We start from the raw sequence: 14041 nt of genomic DNA on the forward strand, positions 1-14041 counted from the left end.
TCGACCAAGGTCGACACCTACCAACAGCGCAGGACGTGTCGACCAAGGTCGACACCTACCAACAGCGCAGGACGTGTCGACCAAGGTCGACACCTACCAACAGCGCAGGGGCTGGCCGCCTCGTCAATCCTGTTCGCGGTGATAAGTCGCCACGTCGTCCCAGCCCATTTCGCGGGCGTGCCGGGCCATGCGCTCGGCCAGGAACACCGAGCGGTGCTTGCCGCCGGTGCAGCCGAAGGCCACGGTCACGTAGCTGCGCGTGCCATCGCCCAGCTTCGGCAGCCAGGTGTCCAGGAAATCCATCAGCTGGGTCAGGTAGCGCTGCACGTCCGGCTGCGCTTCCAGGTAATCACGTACGCCCGGTTCGCGGCCGCTCAGGGCGCGCAGGTCCGGGTCCCAGTGCGGGTTGGGCAGCACGCGCGCATCGAACACGAAGTCGGCCTCGGCCGGCACGCCGCGTTTGTAGGCGAACGATTCGAACAGCAGCGACAGGCGCGTGGCATGGCCCAGCGCGAATTCGGTGATGATGCGGCGGCGCAGCTGGTGCACGTTCAGGGCGCTGGTATCGACCACGGCATCGGCCTCGCGGCGCAGCGGCGCCACCAGTTCGCGTTCGCGGGCGATCGCTTCCGGCAGCGACAGGCCCAGCTGGCTCAGCGGATGGCGCCGGCGCGTGTCGGCGTAGCGCTTGAGCATGGTTTCGTCGCTGGCCTCGAAGAACAGCACCTTCACCTGCACGCCCGCGTCGGTGGCCTGCTGGCGCCAATCGGACAGCTGGCTCAGGTCGCTCTGCCCGCGCACGTCGATGCCGACCGCCAGCCGCCGCGGCGCTGCGCCGTCGTGGTTGTCCAGCACGCTGCGTACGAAATCCGGCAGCAGCCGGATCGGCAGGTTGTCCGAACAGTAGTAGTCCTGGTCTTCGAAGGTCTTCAGGGCGACGGATTTACCCGAGCCGGACAGGCCGCTGACGATGATCAGGGTCGGGGCGGTGGGGGAGGCGGTGCTCATGGACAGGCTCTTTGCAGTGGGCTCAGGGTGTTCGCCGTTCCAGCAGGTTGCTGTGGCGGGCGATGAACATCGCCGCCGGGTCGATACCCTTGGTACGTAGAATGTGCAGCCGGGTGGCCGCCTCGGTCAGCACCGACAGATTGCGGCCGGGCATCACCGGCAGGGTGATCAGCGGCACGTCCAGGTCCAGCACATGGCGGGTACCGGAATCGCCGGTCAGGCGTTCGTAGCCATGCGGGGTGGGCTCGGTCATCGGCTTGGTCAGGTGCACGATCAGGCGAAGGTACTTGTTCTTCTTTACCGCCGTATCACCGAACATCTCGCGCACGTTCAGCACGCCCAGGCCGCGCACTTCCAGCAGGTCCTGCAGCAGCTCGGGGCAGGTGCCATCGAGCACGTCCGGGGCGATCTGGGTGAACTCGGGGGCATCGTCGGCCACCAGGCGGTGGCCACGGCTGAGCAGTTCCAGCGCCAGTTCACTCTTGCCCGACCCGGCCTCGCCGGTGATCAGCACGCCGATCGAATAGATTTCCATGAACACGCCGTGCAGGATCACCCGCGGTGCCAGCGTGCGTGCCAGGTGGTAGGACAGGTGGTTCAGCAGTTCATGGCCGCGCTTGGGCGACACCCACAGCGGGGTGCCGGATTCATCGGCGGCCGCGCGCAGGTCTTCCGGGCAGGGCTGGTTGCGGGTGATGACCAGCGCCAGCGGGTGCGAATGCATGATCTTCTCGATCGTTTCCCAGCGCTGCCGCGGTTCCAGCGCGTCCAGCCAGGACAGTTCCTCGGTGCCCAGGATCTGCACCTTGTTCGGGTAGATCGCATTGAGGTAACCGGCCAGCGAGGGGCGCCGGGACACCGTGTTGCCTGCTTCCAGTTCGCGCTTTTCGCCGGACTGGCCGGCAACCCAGCGCAGTGCCAGCCGCTCGCGCTGCTGTTCGAACAGTTCACGTGCGGTGATGCTGGTATTCATGCGGCGCTCGCCGAAGGGGGTAGGTCCAGGGCCTGGCGCAGGCTGCGCGCGTCGCCGGCCTCGCGCAGGGCCTGGCGGATGGCCGGCGAAGAGAACAGTTCGGCCAGTTCGGACAGCAGCATCAGGTGCTGGTGGGTGTAGTGGGCGGGCACGGCCATGGCGAACACCAGGTCCACCGGGGCGTCGCCGCCGAAATCGATGGGGGTGGCCAGCCGCAGCAGGGCGCCGCGGGGCCGGTCCAGCGCGGGCGCGCGCCCGTGCGGAATGGCGATGCCCTCGCCGATGCAGGTGCTGCCCAGCGCTTCGCGCTGGCACAGGTTCTGGTAGATCTGCTCGGCATTGGCCTGGCGGCAGGCCAGCAGGCCGGCGGCGGTCTGCAGGACGCTGTCGCGGTCGGTGGCCGTGCAGAGCTGGGTCTGCACGGCCGCCAGAAGGTCAGTCAGGGGCATGTCTGCGGGGAACGGTGGCGATCAGCCGCCATTGTCGCCCACCGGCAGCGGTGCGTGCTGCTGTTTTTTCTCCTTGTGCTTGATCACCAGGCGGTCAAGCTTGTCCGCCAGCAGATCGATCGCGGCGTACATGGTCTGGCCGTTGGCCTCGGCATGCAGGGTCTGGCCGGGAATATTGAGGCTGGCGTCGACGTGGTGTTCGGTCTTCTGCAGCTTGAGGGTTACCCGCGCTTCGCAGTGCTGGTCGAAGTGCTTGCCGATCCGGGCCAGCTTGTCCTCCACATAGGACTGCAGGGCCGGGGTGACTTCGACATCTTTGCCAAACGTTTCGATGCGCATCGGGTTTCTCCTGTGTTCGGATGTGCCAATGAACCTCTCCGCCGGGCGCGGCGGCGCGTCAAGCGATTCTGACCCTTTCGTGCGAGGCGGAGATGTTCATGGCCTCACGATACTTCGCTACGGTGCGTCGCGCTACCGGGATTCCCGACGTTTTCAACAGGTCAGCCAGCTTGGCGTCAGAAAGCGGCTTGCGCGGGTTCTCGTCATCGATCAGGCGCCGGATCATGGCTTGGATGGCGGTGCTGGACGCTTCGCCACCGCCGTCGGTGTCGATGCCGGAGGCAAAGAAGGCACGCAGCGGCAGGGTGCCGCGCGGCGTGCGCACGTGCTTGCGGGCGATGGCACGCGAGACGGTGGATTCGTGCAGGCCGAGTTCGCCGGCGATCTCGCGCAGGGTCAGCGGCCGCAGGGCCTGTTCGCCGAACTCAAGGAAGCCGGCCTGCTGCTGGATCAGGCAGCGCACCACGCGCAGCAGGGTTTCGCCGCGGGCCTGCAGGCCCTTCAACAACCAGCGCGCTTCCTGCAGTTGGCTGCGCAGATAGCCGGCATCGGCATCGCCGCAGCGACGGATCATCTGTTCGTAGCCGCGGTGGATCATCACCTTGGGCCCGGCATGGGCGGCCAGCGCCGCGCGCCACACACCGCCGTGCCGCCACACCACCACATCGGGCACCACGTAGGTGTCCTGCGAAAGCGGGGCGATCTGCGTGCCGGGGCGGGGGTCGAGCGAGCGCAGCAGGGCCACGGCGGTCTCGACCTCGGCCAGCGGTTGTTTCAGTTCCTGCGCGATGCCGGCCACGCCGCTGCGCGGCAGCCGTTCCAGCGGGCCGGCGGCAATCTGCCGGGCCAGCGCCTGGCCGGGCGTGTCGGCTGGCAGCACCGCAAGCTGCAGCTGCAGGCATTCGCCCAGCGAACGTGCGGCCACGCCCACCGGATCGAAGCGCTGGATCTGGTGCAGCACGGTGAGGATTTCGTCTTCGCCGGCATGGATGGCCGGCAACAGGGTTTCGGCGATGGTGGCCAGCGGTTCGCGCAGGTAGCCATCGTCTTCCAGTGCATCGATCAGGGCCGCGCCGATGCTGCGATCGCGCAGCGACAGGTGCGAAAGATGCAGTTGCCACAACAGGTGGTCGGCCAGCGTTTCGGTCTCGGCCACGCGCTCTGCGGCGCTGCCGGTGTCGTCATCGTCGTCGAAGCTGCCGCTGCTGCCGGCGCTGCTCCAGTCCAGTTCCGCCGGCGCCCAGTCGTCGCCGCCGTTCTCGCTGGCATCGGCGGTGGGCGGCGCGTCGTTGTCGGCGCCGCCGTCCTGTTCGCTGCCTGCGGCCGCATCATCACCTTCGGCCCAGTCCAGCAACGGGTTGCTTTCCACCGCCTGGGCGATTTCCAGCTCCAGCTCGGTGCTGGACATCTGCAGCAGCTTGATCGCCTGCTGCAGCTGCGGTGTCAGCACCAGGTGCTGTCCCAACGATGTCTGCAGCCGAGTCTTCATGCCTGTGCCGAACGGAGGGGAGTGGGCCCGGCGGCCGCCTTACAGCTTGAAGGAATCTCCAAGGTAGACGCGACGCACGTCTGCGTTGTCCAGGATCGCCTCGGGCGAACCCTGGGCCAGCACGGTGCCCTCTGCGAGGATATACGCGCGGTCGCAGATTCCCAAGGTTTCGCGCACATTGTGGTCGGTGATGAGTACGCCGATGCCACGCTGCTTCAGGTGGGTGACGATGCGCTGGATTTCGCCCACCGAGATCGGGTCGACGCCGGCGAACGGTTCATCCAGCAGGATCAGGCGCGGCTTGGCGGCCAGCGCGCGGGCGATCTCGCAGCGGCGGCGCTCGCCGCCGGACAGGCTGGCGCCCAGCTGTTCGGACACATGGCCCAGCTGCAGTTCGTCCAGCAGGCTGTTCAGTTCGCGCTCGCGGCCGGCCGAATCCAGATCGTCGCGCAGCTCCAGCACCAGGCGCAGGTTGTCGGCCACGGTCAGCTTGCGGAACACCGACGGTTCCTGCGGCAGGTAGCCCACGCCCTGCTTGGCACGGGTATACATGGGGTCGTCGGTGATGTCCTGGCCGTCCAGCACGATGCTGCCGGCATCGGCCGCGACCAGGCCCACGATCATGTAGAAGCAGGTGGTCTTGCCGGCGCCGTTGGGGCCGAGCAGGCCCACCACTTCACCGGCGTCCAGGGTCAGGCCGAAATCCTTGACCACTTCGCGCTGCTTGTAGCGCTTGCGCAGGCCCTTGGCGACGAGCATTACTTCTTGCCCCCGGCCGGCGCAGCCGGCGTCTTGTTCTTGGGCGGAATGACCGTGCGCACGCGGCTGCCGTCGCCGCCGGAATTCATCTCGCCGCTCTTCATGTTGTAGACCATGCGCTGTCCGGCATTGGTGCCGCGCGCGCTGGTGACCTTGTAGTTGCCGGTCAAAGTGACGGTATCGCTCTTGACGTCGTAGTCGATGTTGTCGGCCACCGCATCGACCCAGGTGCCGTCATCCAGCTGCTGCTTCATCTTGGCCTGCTTGCCGGTGAACACGGCGCGGACCGCTTCGCCGTCCTTCATGTAGATCTCGGCCTGGGCCGAGCGCAGGTCCAGGGTGCCCTGGGTGATCACCACGCCCTGCGACAGGGTGGTCTTGCCGTCGCCGGTGAGCGAACCGGACTGCGCACCGGCGTCGATGTGCATGTCTTCGTTGCGGTCGCTGGATTTGGCGAAGGCGGCGCTGGGGACAAGAAGACCAAGCGCGAGCACGGCTGCAAAGGGAATCTTCATCGGGGTCCGTTCTACCGGTGGGAGGCGCCCGCGGGTAAGCGGGCGGCCGGGTGGGTGCTGCTGGCGCTGCGCCTGTCGGGAAGACGTCGCGGGCCGGCGGCGGAATCAGCGCTTGGGCGTGTAGCGGCCCTTGGACTGGCTGAGGAAATGATACGTGTTGTTCTTCGAATCCACTTCAAAGCCCACGCCGGACTGTTCCATGCCCGGTCGGGTCATGGTGACCAGCGCGTCGGTGCGCGCACGGTTCTCTTTCGGGAACACGTCCAGGTGGTCGGTGCGGAAGGTGGTGGGCACCACGCCGGGGGCGACCGGGCTGTCGCCGGCCACGTTGCCGCGCAGCTTCATCTCATCGCCCTTGGCGCTGAGCCAGCCGGTCTCGGCGCGCAGCGTCCAGTGCCGGCCCTCGGCATCGGGCATTTCAAACAGCGGCGTGGCGATGTTGATGGTCTGGTCGCCGCGCTGGCGTTCCAGCAGGGGCGCGCGCAGGGTGGTCGATTCCTTGCCCTGGTCGTCCAGGGCCACGATCTGGAAATCGTGCAGGATGTAATCCACGCCAGCGTCCTGGCCTTCGCTCACCGGGCCCTTGTCGCGGTTGCGCAGGGCGGCCCAGCTGCTCAGCAGCGCCGCCAGCAGCAGGCCGACGCCAAGCACGGTACGCCAGTTCACGCGTGCGATATTCATGCGCCGAACCTTGCCAGCACGGCGTCCACATGGCCCTGCGCGGCCAGAAGCACATCGCACAGCTCGCGCGCGGCACCACGGCCGCCCTCGCTGCGGGTCTGCCAGTGGGCGCGTTCGGCGATCCAGGGGTGCGCGTTGGCCGGGGCCACGGCCAGGCCGACCGCGCCGATCGGGGCCAGGTCGGGCAGGTCGTCGCCCATGAAGGCCACCTGGTCCAGGCCGATGCCATGCTGGGCGCACAAGGCCTGCACGCTGGCCAGCTTGTCGCCCACGGCGATCTGGGTGTCGATGCCCAGATCGGCGCCGCGCTTGAGCGCGGACTGGCTGTTGCGCGCGGTGATGAGCACGGGGTGGATACCGTGCTGCTGCAGCAGTTTCAGGCCCAGACCATCCTGCACGAAGTACGCCTTGCTCTCGTTGCCGTCCTTGTCGTAGTACAGCCGACCGTCGGTGAGGGTACCGTCCACGTCGAAGCAGGCCAGGCGGATGCGGGCCGCGGTGGCAAGCAGATGGGCGGGGAAGGCGGGCAGGGGGGACCAGGGCATCAGGGTGTCGGACTCGGTGTTGGTATCTGAATGGGGTCTACGGACTATTGGTTAAACCACCCGGGCCCGCAACAGGTCATGAATGTTCAGCGCGCCGACGGCCCGGCCCTGCTCATCGACCACGATCAGGCCGTTGATCTTGTGGGTTTCCATCAGGCGCGCCGCTTCCACGGCCAGCTGGTCGGCGCCGATGGTGCGCGGGCTGCGGGTCATGATGTCGGCGATGCGGGCGGTGCGCACGTCCAGCGCGCTGTCCAGTGCGCGGCGCAGGTCGCCGTCGGTGAACAGGCCGATCAGCACGCCCTGGGCATCGACCACGGCGGTCATCCCCAGCCGCTTGCGACTCATCTCCATCAGGGCTTCGCTCAGGCTGGCGCCGGCGTCCACCTTGGGCAGGTCCTCGCCGCTGTGCATCACATCGGTGATGTGCAGCAGCAGGCGGCGGCCCAGGCTGCCGGCCGGGTGCGAGCGGGCGAAGTCATCGGCGGTGAAGCCGCGCGCGTCAAGCAGCGCCACGGCCAGCGCATCGCCCATCACCAGCGAGGCGGTGGTGCTGGAGGTGGGGGCCAGGGCCAGCGGGCAGGCTTCGGCCGGCACGCTTACGTCCAGGTGGATGTCGGCGGCGCTGGCCAGGCTGGACTGGGCGCGGCCGGTCATGGCGATCAGGGTGTTGCCCTGGCGCTTGAGTACCGGCAGCAGCATCAGGATCTCGTCCGATTCGCCTGAATAGGACAGGGCCAGCACCACATCGTCCTCGGTGATCATGCCCAGGTCGCCGTGGCCGGCTTCACCCGGGTGCACGTAGAACGCGGGGGTGCCGGTGGAGGCCAGGGTGGCGGCGATCTTGCGGGCGATATGCCCGGATTTGCCCATGCCGGTGGCGACCACGCGCCCGCGGCTGCCCAGGATGGTCTGGCAGGCCTGCTGGAAGGCCTCGCCCAGGCGCCCGGCCACGGCCTGCAGGGCCTGCTGTTCGATCTCGAACACGCGCTGGCCACTGGCCACCAGGGCAGCGGGATCGACGGAACGGGAAGGCAGGGGGGACTCGGCCATGCGGACGCCACGCAGCGGAAGTAGAATGAGGGCTCATTTTATTAGGAAAGCCCGTTGGACGCCGACACCATCCGCAACCTGATCGAAACCGGCCTGCCCGGCGCCCGCGCCGACGTGCGTGGCGACGACGGCGTGCACTTCGAAGCGACCGTGGTCAGCGAGGCCTTCGCCGGCAAGATGCCGCTGGCCCGCCACCGGATGGTCTATGCCACCCTGGGCGACCTGATGGGCGGCGCGATCCACGCGCTGGCGCTGAAAACCGTGACCCCGGCCGAAGCCGGCTGAACCGCAGAAGATTCCCTATACATGGCCAAGATCGTTGTGACCGGCGGCGCTGCGCTGCACGGTGAAGTGAGCATCTCCGGCGCCAAGAACGCCGTCCTCCCCATCCTCTGTGCAACCCTGCTGGCCGACGAGCCGGTGGAGATCACCAACGTGCCGCACCTGCACGATGTGGTCACCACGGTGAAGCTGCTGGGCGAGCTGGGCGCCAAGGTCACCATCGACCAGGGCACGCTGTCGCGCGGCAGCGCGATCGTGGTCGACCCGCGTTCGGTGAACCAGCACGTGGCACCGTATGAGCTGGTCAAGACCATGCGCGCCTCGATCCTGGTGCTGGGCCCGCTGCTGGCCCGCTTCGGCGCTGCCGAAGTGTCGCTGCCGGGTGGCTGCGCGATCGGTTCGCGCCCGGTGGACCAGCACATCAAGGGCCTGCAGGCGCTGGGTGCGGACATCGTGGTGGAAAACGGCTTCATCAAGGCCGCCGCCAAGCGCCTGAAGGGCGGCCACTTCACCTTCGACATGGTCAGCGTGACCGGCACCGAGAACGTGCTGATGGCGGCCGTGCTGGCTGAAGGCACCACCATCCTGGACAACGCCGCGATGGAACCGGAAGTGACCGACCTGGCGCACTGCCTGATCGCGCTGGGCGCGAAGATCGAAGGCGTGGGCACCGCCCGCCTGGTGATCGAAGGCGTCGAGCGCCTGACCGGTGGCCGCCATGAAGTGCTGCCCGACCGCATCGAGACGGGCACCTTCCTGGTGGCCGCGGCGATGACCGGTGGCAAGGTGACGGTGAACCGTGCGCGCCCCAACACCATGGATGCGGTGCTGTCCAAGCTGGTGGAAGCCGGTGCGAAGATCGAGACCACTGAGGATTCGATCACCCTGGACATGCAGGGCAAGCGGCCGAAGGCAGTGAACCTGACCACCGCGCCGTACCCGGCGTTCCCGACCGACATGCAGGCCCAGTTCATGGCCTTGAACTGCGTGGCCGACGGCGTGGGCGTGATCAATGAAACGATCTTCGAAAACCGTTTCATGCACGTCAACGAACTGCTGCGCCTGGGTGCGGACATCCAGATCGAAGGCCACACCGCCATCGTGCGCGGTGCCGAGCGCCTGAGCGGTGCGCCGGTGATGGCCACCGACCTGCGTGCATCGGCGTCGCTGATCCTGGCCGGCCTGATGGCCGATGGCGATACCACCATCGACCGCATCTACCACCTGGACCGCGGCTACGAAAACATCGAAGAGAAGCTGTCTTCGCTGGGCGCCACCATCCGGCGCGTGACCGCATGATCCTGCGCGGCAGGTTCACCCGCCGCCGCAAGGCGCTGCTGGCCCTGGTGCTGCTGGCGCTGGCGTGGCTGGGCTATGCCTGGTACGCCAACCTGGCCATCACCAAGGGCATCGAGCAGAAGGACATGGACTGGAACGGTGACGGCACGGTGACCCGTGACGAGATCATCCAGTCGTTCTACGCGGTGGCGGTGAATGACAGCCAGGACGGCAACCGGCACTGCCGCACGTTCGTCTGGCGCGGCACCGGTGAGCAGATCCGCGTGGACTGCCGCACCGAGTTCAAGCCGGCCGCGGCCGAGGAAAAGAAATAAAGAAAACGCCCGCGCAAGCGGGCGTTTTTCTGTGTGGCGCCAGGGGTCGGATCCCTTTCCATCGGAAAGGGCTCCGACCCCGGCGGTCAATTCATCGCCTTGATGGTCAGGTCCAGCGCGTCGCGGCCGCTTTCCTTCTGCAGCATGCGCGCCGGCACCGGGAATTCCGGCACGATCCAGGCGATCAGTTCCTTGTTGCCGTCCACGCGCGAGACCTTGGTGGCCTGGTAGCTCTTGCCGCCCACGGTCACCGCTTCCTTGCCCACGATCTTGTAGGTCATGTTCTTGATGCGGCCTTCGTCCACCATGCGGTAGGTCAGCGGCTTGCCGGCAGCCAGGTCGCGGGCGATGGCCAGGTTGATCAGCAGTGCATCCATGTCGCCGGCCTTCAGCGCGATGGGGCCGGCGCGGTCGGGCTTGATATCGCCGGTCCAGGTGGCCTGGTTGCTGCTCCAGTTGTAGTTGGCCTGCACGTTGCGCTTCTTCACCAGCAGCGCCGAACGGTCCTGGCTGCTGAGCGGACGCAGCTGCCCGCGCACTTCCTCGAACACCGTGCTCTGGCTCAGGTCGGCCAGCTGGTTCTTCACGTTCAGGCTGTAACGCCACTTGTTGGCGCCTTCGCTGGCCAGGGTCATGGTGCCGTTGGCCTGCATGCCCATGTAGCTGGCCAAGTAGTCGGCCTTGAACGGCTGCAGCGCCATGGCCGGCAGGCTGGCGACGGACAGCGCGGCCGCGGCGATCCAGGTCAGGGGGCGGGTCAGGGTCTTCATGCTCACACTCCTTGGTATTCGATCAGGCGCAGGTCCACGCGGTCCTCGCCATCTTCGCGTTGCAGGATGCGCACCGGCGTGGGGACACCGTTGGCGATCCAGAGAATGGTTTCGTTGCTGCCGCCGTTGGTGCGGAACACCCGCAGCGCGTTGTAGGACAGATCGCCGACGGCCACGTTCTCGGTTTCGGCGGCGGCCTGGTAGTCGTGCTGGCGCACCCGGCCCATGTCGACATAGCGGTAATGCATGGTCGCGCCCGGGCGGGCGTCACGCATGATCGCCAGGTTGATCAGCAGGGCACTCTGGTCACCGGCCTGCAGCGGAATGGGCTGGGCGCGGTCTTTCTTCACATCGCCGCTCCACTGCGCGGTGCCGGCCTGCCAGTTGTAGGTGCCCACCGCCTTCTTGCCCAGGAACAGGCCCTTGCGCACCGTGCTCTGGCTGAGCGGTGCATAGGCGCCGGCGCGTTCCTCGAACACGGTGCTCTGTTCGATGTTCAGCCCCAGCACGCTGGCAAAGCCGCGGCGGCCGACCACCTGCATGTCCACCCGCCACTGGTTGCCGCCGGTGTGGGTGACCTGCATGGTGGCATCGCCGGCCTCCTTGCCCTTGTAGAAGGCCTGGTAGGTGGCGCTGAACGGCTGCAGCGGCGGCGGTTCCCAGGCCAGTGCAGGCGGCATGGGCACCGCCGGCGCGGCGGGTACGGCGGCAGGCGCATCCGGGGGCGTGGCCTGTCCCCAGGCCGCGCAGGCGAGCACAGCAATCGGCAGCAGCAGGAATTTGCGCAACAACGGCGTGGTCTTCATGGCGGGCAGGAACCGCAGGAGGGGGCAGGATGCCAGCCCCGCAGTCAGCAGGGCGTGTGCACGGGCGTTACCGGTTCAGGTTCCCGGCGGAATCTAGGGCCAGCGGGTTAAACAGGGGGTGACCGTCGAACTGCGGCTGCCCCTGCCGTTCAGCCAGGCGCCCCTGGCACAGCAACGACAGGGTGGCGATCAGCAGCGGGTGCTCCACTGCCAGCACCCGCGTGGCCAGGGTCTGCGCGTCATCGCCGGCCAGCACCGGCACCCGTGCCTGGGCCAGCACTGCGCCGGCGTCCAGTTCGGGCACCACGAAGTGCACGCTGGCCCCGGCTTCGGCATCGCCCGCTTCCAGCGCGCGGGCATGGGTGTGCAGGCCCTTGTACAGCGGCAGCAGCGAGGGGTGGATGTTGACCAGGCGGCCACTGAAGCGCTGTACGAAATCGGCGCCAAGGATGCGCATGTAGCCGGCGCAGACGATCCAGTCCGGTGCGAACCCGGCCAGGGCATCGCCCAGCGCGGCATCGAACGCGGCGCGGTCGGTGAAGTCCTTGGGCGAACGCGCCCAGCGCTGCGCCGGCGCCACGTTCAGCAGCGCGGCCGCGTCGGGCTTGTCCGACAGCACTGCCACCACCTGCGCGTCCAGCCGGCCCGCCGCGATGGCGTCCAGGATGGCCTGCAGGTTGCTGCCCCGGCCCGAGGCGAGTACGGCAATGCGTGCGGTCATGCGACGACGGCGCTACCGGGGGCGACGAACCGTGCAGTCACGTCCGGGCGCAGCAGCACCACCAGGGCGTACACGCCCAGGCCGATGCCGAGCGCACCGCCCAGGCAGGCGGCGCCGGAGGCGACCAGGCAGAGGGTGCGCCGCTGCCGGTCACCCAGTGCGCGCGCGGCCACCAGGCTGAGCACGGCGAACGCGCCGATGACCACCGCGAAACCGGCAAACACCACCGCCAGCAGCAGCGGCGAGGCATTCGGGTCGGTGCTGCGGCTTTCGCTTACGTAGCCGCCCACCGCGCCCAGCAGGAGCAGCAGGCACAGCAGCACCTGCACGCCGCCATAGACGTAGAACAGGATCTTCAGCGTATGCAGGTGGCCATTGATCTGGATGTCGGTCCAGCCACGGGGAGCGTTCAGCGGGGGCGGTACGGCGGCCATGGCGGTCTCAGCGGCGGGTGGGGGCGTTGGCTTCGAAGGCGGCCTTCACCTGCGGCCGCAGCAGCACGATCAGGGTGAACACGCCCAGCACGGTGCCGAACGGGGTGAACAGGCAGGACACGCCGGCCACCACCAGGCACAGCAGATAGCGGCGGCGCTGCTGCAGACAGCGCCCGGCCCAGGCGATGCACGCCGCCAGCGCAAGGCCGCAGGACACGATGCCGCCGCCCATGACGATGAACATCCAGCCCATGAAGCGCTGTTCCTGCAGCGAGGTGGGCTGGCCGTTGGAGTTCATCGGCAGGGTGCCGTTGAGCATCAGCACGCCCATCACGATGTGGAACACGAAGATCAGCGCGAACACTGCCGCCAGCCCCGCCACCACGTAGTGGAAGATCGACAGCAGCCGCAGGTGGTTGCTGTCCTCGGCGGTGAGCACCGGCGCCGCGGGGGCGGGCGCCGGCGGCGGCAGGTCGTTGGCGGTAGGGGGCAATGCGTCCATGCGGGCTCCTTTGTGCCGGATCAGCCGATGCGGACGCGTTCTGCGCCGGCAGCGGGGGTGACCTGGCCGATGGTCCAGTGCTGCAGGCCCTGTGCCTGCACGGCGGCGGACACGGCGGCGACCTGGTCGGGGGCAACGATCAGCACGAAGCCGATGCCGCAGTTGAAGGTGCGCCACATTTCGCTGTCCACCACGGCGCCTTCCTTCTGCAGCCACTGGAACACCGGCGGCAGGGTCCAGGACGAGGCCTGGATATCCAGGCCCAGGCCTTCGGGCACCACGCGGATGATGTTCTCGGTCAGGCCGCCACCGGTGATGTGGGCCATGCCGTGGATCGCCTCGCCGTGCGACTTCAGCAGCGACAGGATCGGCTTCACGTACAGGCGGGTCGGCGCCATCAGCGCATCGACCAGCTTCACCCCGTCTTCCAGCACCAGGTCGGCCGGCTGGCCGGCGCGGTCATAGATGCGGCGCACCAGCGAGTAACCGTTGGAGTGCGGACCGGAGGAGGCGATGCCGATCAGCACGTCGCCGGCGGCCACGCTGGCGCCATCCTTCAGTTCGCTCTTTTCCACGGCGGCCACGGTGAAGCCGGCCAGATCGTATTCGCCCGGGGCATACATATCGGGCATTTCAGCGGTTTCGCCGCCGATCAGCGCGCAGCCGGCCTCGGTGCAGCCGTTGGCAATGCCGCCCACCACCGCCGCAGCGGTGTCGATGTCCAGCTTGCCGGTGGCGAAATAGTCCAGGAAGAACAGCGGTTCGGCGCCCTGCACCAGCACGTCGTTCACGCACATGGCCACCAGGTCGATGCCGATCGTATCGTGGCGGTTCAACTGGTGGGCCAGCTTCAGCTTGGTGCCCACGCCGTCGGTGCCCGACACCAGTACCGGCTCGCGGTACTTGTTGGACAGGTCGAACAGGGCGCCGAAGCCGCCCAGGCCGCCCATCACTTCCGGGCGGAAGCTGCGCTTGACCAGGGGCTTGATCCGCTCGACCAGCTCGTTGCCGGCGTCGATGTCGACACCCGCATCACGGTAGGTGAGGGGGGAAGGGGCGGAAGACGGGGTGTTGGTCACGGGCGTCGGCGCTGGCAGGGGTT

General features: G+C 67.9%; 19 protein-coding genes. 3 read left to right on the forward strand and 16 right to left on the reverse strand.

What is annotated here, in order from left to right:
* Positions 1 to 123: 123 nt before the first annotated feature.
* The 10 genes from rapZ to G4G00_RS13270 all read right to left on the reverse strand — a co-directional run bounded on the left by rapZ (position 124) and on the right by G4G00_RS13270 (position 7811).
* The gene (gene rapZ / locus G4G00_RS13225; protein WP_164274231.1) at positions 124 to 1008 is read right to left on the reverse strand and encodes an RNase adapter RapZ; all 885 of its coding nucleotides are present in this window, start codon (positions 1006 to 1008) and stop codon (positions 124 to 126) included.
* Between the two features lie 22 nt (positions 1009 to 1030).
* Entirely contained in the window at positions 1031 to 1981 is a 951-nt protein-coding gene (hprK, locus tag G4G00_RS13230) for an HPr(Ser) kinase/phosphatase (protein ID WP_108748800.1), read from the reverse strand.
* Positions 1978 to 2430, reverse strand: a complete 453-nt coding sequence (locus tag G4G00_RS13235; protein WP_164274235.1) for a PTS sugar transporter subunit IIA — start codon at positions 2428 to 2430, stop codon at positions 1978 to 1980. Before G4G00_RS13235 ends, hprK begins: the two co-directional genes overlap by 4 nt.
* Before the next feature lie 21 nt (positions 2431 to 2451).
* Positions 2452 to 2769 carry a ribosome-associated translation inhibitor RaiA gene (gene raiA, locus G4G00_RS13240; RefSeq protein ID WP_108748802.1) on the reverse strand — a complete coding sequence of 106 codons (318 nt, stop codon included), beginning with the start codon at positions 2767 to 2769 and terminating at the stop codon, positions 2452 to 2454.
* Positions 2770 to 2827: 58 nt separating this feature from the next.
* Positions 2828 to 4258, reverse strand: coding sequence for an RNA polymerase factor sigma-54 (locus G4G00_RS13245; RefSeq protein WP_164274238.1), 1431 nt, complete (start codon positions 4256 to 4258; stop codon positions 2828 to 2830).
* A 39-nt stretch (positions 4259 to 4297) separates the two neighbouring features.
* Entirely contained in the window at positions 4298 to 5017 is a 720-nt protein-coding gene (gene lptB, locus G4G00_RS13250) for an LPS export ABC transporter ATP-binding protein (protein WP_108748804.1), read from the reverse strand.
* Positions 5017 to 5532 (reverse strand): lipopolysaccharide transport periplasmic protein LptA, encoded by a 516-nt coding sequence (gene lptA, locus G4G00_RS13255; RefSeq protein ID WP_108752378.1) that lies wholly within the window; start codon positions 5530 to 5532, stop codon positions 5017 to 5019. Before lptA ends, lptB begins: the two co-directional genes overlap by 1 nt.
* A gap of 105 nt (positions 5533 to 5637) precedes the next feature.
* On the reverse strand, positions 5638 to 6213 hold the full coding sequence (gene lptC, locus G4G00_RS13260) for an LPS export ABC transporter periplasmic protein LptC (protein ID WP_108752379.1): 576 nt from the start codon (positions 6211 to 6213) through the stop codon (positions 5638 to 5640).
* On the reverse strand, positions 6210 to 6758 hold the full coding sequence (locus tag G4G00_RS13265; protein ID WP_108752380.1) for an HAD hydrolase family protein: 549 nt from the start codon (positions 6756 to 6758) through the stop codon (positions 6210 to 6212). The genes lptC and G4G00_RS13265 overlap by 4 nt, the downstream gene beginning before the upstream one ends.
* Before the next feature lie 51 nt (positions 6759 to 6809).
* Entirely contained in the window at positions 6810 to 7811 is a 1002-nt protein-coding gene (locus G4G00_RS13270; protein WP_108761413.1) for a KpsF/GutQ family sugar-phosphate isomerase, read from the reverse strand.
* Positions 7812 to 7865: 54 nt separating this feature from the next.
* Between G4G00_RS13270 and G4G00_RS13275 the strand changes: the two genes are divergently transcribed.
* The 3 genes from G4G00_RS13275 to G4G00_RS13285 are packed head-to-tail and all read left to right on the forward strand — an operon-like array spanning position 7866 to position 9706.
* The gene (locus tag G4G00_RS13275; protein ID WP_108748809.1) at positions 7866 to 8096 is read left to right on the forward strand and encodes a BolA family protein; all 231 of its coding nucleotides are present in this window, start codon (positions 7866 to 7868) and stop codon (positions 8094 to 8096) included.
* 21 nt (positions 8097 to 8117) lie between these two features.
* On the forward strand, positions 8118 to 9392 hold the full coding sequence (murA, locus tag G4G00_RS13280) for a UDP-N-acetylglucosamine 1-carboxyvinyltransferase (protein WP_108752382.1): 1275 nt from the start codon (positions 8118 to 8120) through the stop codon (positions 9390 to 9392).
* Complete coding sequence (locus G4G00_RS13285) at positions 9389 to 9706, forward strand: hypothetical protein (RefSeq protein WP_108748811.1); 318 nt, start codon at positions 9389 to 9391, stop codon at positions 9704 to 9706. Before murA ends, G4G00_RS13285 begins: the two co-directional genes overlap by 4 nt.
* 86 nt (positions 9707 to 9792) lie before the next feature.
* Here G4G00_RS13285 and G4G00_RS13290 read toward each other — a convergent pair whose 3' ends face one another.
* The 6 genes from G4G00_RS13290 to purM form a co-directional block, all read right to left on the reverse strand.
* A complete protein-coding gene (locus tag G4G00_RS13290; RefSeq protein ID WP_108748812.1) occupies positions 9793 to 10476 on the reverse strand; it encodes a DUF3108 domain-containing protein in 684 nt (227 codons plus the stop codon).
* Positions 10477 to 10478: 2 nt separating this feature from the next.
* Positions 10479 to 11282, reverse strand: a complete 804-nt coding sequence (locus tag G4G00_RS13295; RefSeq protein ID WP_108752383.1) for a DUF3108 domain-containing protein — start codon at positions 11280 to 11282, stop codon at positions 10479 to 10481.
* 67 nt (positions 11283 to 11349) lie between these two features.
* Positions 11350 to 12003 carry a phosphoribosylglycinamide formyltransferase gene (purN, locus tag G4G00_RS13300; RefSeq protein ID WP_164274241.1) on the reverse strand — a complete coding sequence of 218 codons (654 nt, stop codon included), beginning with the start codon at positions 12001 to 12003 and terminating at the stop codon, positions 11350 to 11352.
* A complete protein-coding gene (locus tag G4G00_RS13305) occupies positions 12000 to 12437 on the reverse strand; it encodes a hypothetical protein (protein ID WP_108752385.1) in 438 nt (145 codons plus the stop codon). The genes purN and G4G00_RS13305 overlap by 4 nt, the downstream gene beginning before the upstream one ends.
* Before the next feature lie 7 nt (positions 12438 to 12444).
* Positions 12445 to 12939 (reverse strand): hypothetical protein, encoded by a 495-nt coding sequence (locus G4G00_RS13310; protein WP_108752386.1) that lies wholly within the window; start codon positions 12937 to 12939, stop codon positions 12445 to 12447.
* Positions 12940 to 12959: 20 nt separating this feature from the next.
* Entirely contained in the window at positions 12960 to 14018 is a 1059-nt protein-coding gene (gene purM / locus G4G00_RS13315) for a phosphoribosylformylglycinamidine cyclo-ligase (protein ID WP_108748817.1), read from the reverse strand.
* Between the last annotated feature and the right edge of the window lie 23 nt (positions 14019 to 14041).

The organism is Stenotrophomonas sp. B1-1 (assembly GCF_010894375.1).
GTDB lineage: Bacteria > Pseudomonadota > Gammaproteobacteria > Xanthomonadales > Xanthomonadaceae > Stenotrophomonas.

Bases quoted from the DNA above. Each gene is read 5' to 3' on its own strand.
- raiA (WP_108748802.1), bottom strand. From the start codon at position 2,769: ATGCGCATCGAAACGTTTGGCAAAGATGTCGAAGTCACCCCGGCCCTG.
- G4G00_RS13295 (WP_108752383.1), bottom strand. From the start codon at position 11,282: ATGAAGACCACGCCGTTGTTGCGCAAATTCCTGCTGCTGCCGATTGCT.
- lptC (WP_108752379.1), bottom strand. From the start codon at position 6,213: ATGAATATCGCACGCGTGAACTGGCGTACCGTGCTTGGCGTCGGCCTG.
- G4G00_RS13285 (WP_108748811.1), top strand. From the start codon at position 9,389: ATGATCCTGCGCGGCAGGTTCACCCGCCGCCGCAAGGCGCTGCTGGCC.
- G4G00_RS13305 (WP_108752385.1), bottom strand. From the start codon at position 12,437: ATGGCCGCCGTACCGCCCCCGCTGAACGCTCCCCGTGGCTGGACCGAC.
- G4G00_RS13245 (WP_164274238.1), bottom strand. From the start codon at position 4,258: ATGAAGACTCGGCTGCAGACATCGTTGGGACAGCACCTGGTGCTGACA.
- lptA (WP_108752378.1), bottom strand. From the start codon at position 5,532: ATGAAGATTCCCTTTGCAGCCGTGCTCGCGCTTGGTCTTCTTGTCCCC.
- murA (WP_108752382.1), top strand. From the start codon at position 8,118: ATGGCCAAGATCGTTGTGACCGGCGGCGCTGCGCTGCACGGTGAAGTG.
- G4G00_RS13270 (WP_108761413.1), bottom strand. From the start codon at position 7,811: ATGGCCGAGTCCCCCCTGCCTTCCCGTTCCGTCGATCCCGCTGCCCTG.
- purN (WP_164274241.1), bottom strand. From the start codon at position 12,003: ATGACCGCACGCATTGCCGTACTCGCCTCGGGCCGGGGCAGCAACCTG.
- lptB (WP_108748804.1), bottom strand. From the start codon at position 5,017: ATGCTCGTCGCCAAGGGCCTGCGCAAGCGCTACAAGCAGCGCGAAGTG.
- G4G00_RS13310 (WP_108752386.1), bottom strand. From the start codon at position 12,939: ATGGACGCATTGCCCCCTACCGCCAACGACCTGCCGCCGCCGGCGCCC.
- rapZ (WP_164274231.1), bottom strand. From the start codon at position 1,008: ATGAGCACCGCCTCCCCCACCGCCCCGACCCTGATCATCGTCAGCGGC.
- G4G00_RS13290 (WP_108748812.1), bottom strand. From the start codon at position 10,476: ATGAAGACCCTGACCCGCCCCCTGACCTGGATCGCCGCGGCCGCGCTG.
- G4G00_RS13235 (WP_164274235.1), bottom strand. From the start codon at position 2,430: ATGCCCCTGACTGACCTTCTGGCGGCCGTGCAGACCCAGCTCTGCACG.
- hprK (WP_108748800.1), bottom strand. From the start codon at position 1,981: ATGAATACCAGCATCACCGCACGTGAACTGTTCGAACAGCAGCGCGAG.
- G4G00_RS13265 (WP_108752380.1), bottom strand. From the start codon at position 6,758: ATGCCCTGGTCCCCCCTGCCCGCCTTCCCCGCCCATCTGCTTGCCACC.